This is a genomic window from Leptospira andrefontaineae (assembly GCF_004770105.1).
GTDB classification, from domain to species: Bacteria; Spirochaetota; Leptospiria; order Leptospirales; family Leptospiraceae; genus Leptospira_B; species Leptospira_B andrefontaineae.
This window is the reverse complement of record NZ_RQEY01000006.1, coordinates 1-2,553: the sequence shown is the minus strand read 5'-3', so window position 1 is coordinate 2,553 and position 2,553 is coordinate 1. Positions and strand designations below refer to the sequence as shown.

Here is a 2,553-nt window from a genome sequence, read left to right as displayed (position 1 = left end):
AAGTTCACTTTAAGTTTAGATTTTGGAGAATGTAGTGGATAAGGACGAATTTTTAAGTATCGGTCAAGTATCCAAAAGAAGCGGAGTTGCCTCTTCTGCATTACGCTTTTATGAAGAAAGAGGACTGATCCGTTCCGTCAGAGCAGGCTCAGGCCATAGACAATATCCAAGACATGTTTTGAGAAGGATCGCATTCGTAGTATTCGCCCAAAGAGTGGGACTCTCCTTGGATGAGATCGCGGCAGAGATAGCAAAACTTCCGGAAGATCATACCCCTAACGGACAAGACTGGTCCAAACTTTCCAAAACCTGGAGTTTACGTATAGAGGAGAAAATTGCGGAACTTCATAGATTAAAGAACGGACTCTCTGTATGCATCGGTTGCGGTTGCCTATCCCTTCTTACTTGTAAATTAGCCAACCCGCAAGACAAATTGGGAAGATATGGAAGCGGTCCTTTACGTTGGATGGGTAAACCTAAAAAGTAAAATTAAACTTCTTGGATCTGAGGAAGAGTAAAATAGAAGGTCGCACCTTGACCTACTTCACCTTCTGCCCAAACCTTTCCGCCGTGCCTGGATATGATCCTTTGAACGATCGCAAGTCCTATCCCTACACCCTCAAAGTCCCGATTATCATGCAATCTTTGGAATACTCCAAAAAGTCTGTTCTGGTATTTCATATTAAAACCTGCTCCGTTGTCTTTCACGAAGTAAGTATTTTCTCCATCAGATTGTTTACATCCTATCTCAACGATGGGTTCTTCCTTTTTAGAAGAATACTTGATCGCATTAGAGATCAGATTTATAAACACCTGAGTTAATAATTCGGAATCGCCCATAGCCGGAGATAATTCACCAACCTGGATCTTATGATTTCCGCTCTGAGTATCCGTTTTCAATTCGTACAATGTATGCTGCACTAGGTCCGAGACATTCACTATAGTTTTAGCGATTTCTTTTTTACCCATTCTGGAAAGTAGAAGTAGACTATCTATCAGCTTGTCCATCTTCATAGTGCTTCCAACAATCACTCCCAGGATCCGCTTTGCTTCTTCTTCCAGATCCTTTGCATAATCTTCCTGAAGAATTTTTGCAAAACCTTCGATAGCACGCAACGGTCCTCTTAGATCGTGTGAAACTGAATAACAGAATGCGTCCAATTCCTTGTTTGCATTTTCCAACTCTTCGTTTTTCTTTTGGAGATCCTCATTTAGATTATGAAGAGAGATCTCCTGCATATGTTTATCTACGAAAAACTTTACTTTGTTCCTGAGTATCTGAGGCTCGAAAGGTTTTGTGATAAAGCTAAACGCCCCTCTTTCATAACCCTTAAATACGTTTAGATTATCAGTGTAAACCGCGGAGATAAAAATAAAAGGTAACCTTGCTGTTTTATCCTCTTCCCTTAAAATACTCGCAAGTTCATAACCGTCCATTTCCGGCATTTGGATATCCAATAATGCCAAAGCAAAATCGTTATGTAATGTGGCTTTTAAAGCCTCATTACCACTGAGTGCTCTCACAAGATCTACATCCAGGTCTCTTAATACTGTTTCTAGTGCGACCAGGTTTTCCGGTCTATCGTCCACGATCAGGATTTTTGGCTTGGTATTCATAGATCTACCTACTTAACCAAACTCTCATCAACGAAAGTAACCTTTCTACATCCACAGGTTTGGAAATATAATCGTTAGCACCTGCATCTATACATTTCTGTCTATCGTCTTTCATTGCCTTGGCAGTGAGAGCGATGATCGGGAGCCGATCATACCTTTTTTCGGTTCTTATCCTTCTCATGGTCTCATACCCGTCCATCTCCGGCATCATGATATCCATAAGAACTATATCCATATCTTGTTGAACATCCAGAGAAATTAAAGCGGTCTTTCCATTATCCGCCTTAAAAACTTCCATTCCCCTATCCTTTAGAATTTTAGATAATGCGAATACGTTTCTCATATCATCATCCACGAGTAGGACTTTCTTTTTCTGAAAGATAGCCTCCTTATCATATAGATTATTTATGATTTTTTGTTTTCCTTCTGGAAGTTTACTGATCGTTCTATGCAGAAATAGAGCAGTCTCATCCAATAACCTTTCTTCCGATTTTACTCCTTTGATGATGATACTCTCTGCGTATTTTTGGAGTTCCGCATTTTCTTCCCTGGTCAATTCCTTGCCAGTGTAGATGATGATAGGAGGCATTGTCTGGCCTTTCGTTTTTTCCAATTCGTAGATGAGTTCGAACCCGCTCATATCCGGAAGTCCTATATCCAGAACAATACAGTCGAAATAGTTTTCTTGGTAAGCCTTGATAGCATCTTTACCAGTACTCGCCTCATAACATTTCACATCCCCATTCCCGATCAGCTTTCTCATTGCTACCCTGGAATTATCATCATCTTCAATGATAAGTAAATTTTTCATTTTTCGATTGATGAAGTTTTCTATCCTGTTAAATGCCTCTTCCAATTCCTTTTTGTTTACAGGTTTTACTAAATATTCTACTGCACCTTCTTTAATAGGGTCGATAGAATACTCGTTTCCAGAGA

At 39.8% G+C, this 2,553-nt stretch carries 3 protein-coding genes; 1 reads left to right on the top strand and 2 read right to left on the bottom strand.

All coding sequences use genetic code 11. The annotated features are described in order from the left end of the window. Window positions 1-34: 34 nt before the first annotated feature. A complete protein-coding gene (gene soxR, locus EHO65_RS04570) occupies window positions 35-487 on the top strand; it encodes a redox-sensitive transcriptional activator SoxR (RefSeq protein ID WP_100724480.1) in 453 nt (150 codons plus the stop codon). A gap of 2 nt (window positions 488-489) precedes the next feature. Here soxR and EHO65_RS04565 read toward each other — a convergent pair whose 3' ends face one another. Next, window positions 490-1,617 carry a sensor histidine kinase gene (locus tag EHO65_RS04565; RefSeq protein ID WP_135772996.1) on the bottom strand — a complete coding sequence of 376 codons (1,128 nt, stop codon included), beginning with the start codon at window positions 1,615-1,617 and terminating at the stop codon, window positions 490-492. A 4-nt stretch (window positions 1,618-1,621) separates the two neighbouring features. Continuing rightward, window positions 1,622-2,553, bottom strand: a 932-nt coding sequence (locus EHO65_RS04560) for a response regulator (RefSeq protein WP_135772995.1), incomplete at its 5' end; no start/stop codon positions are given.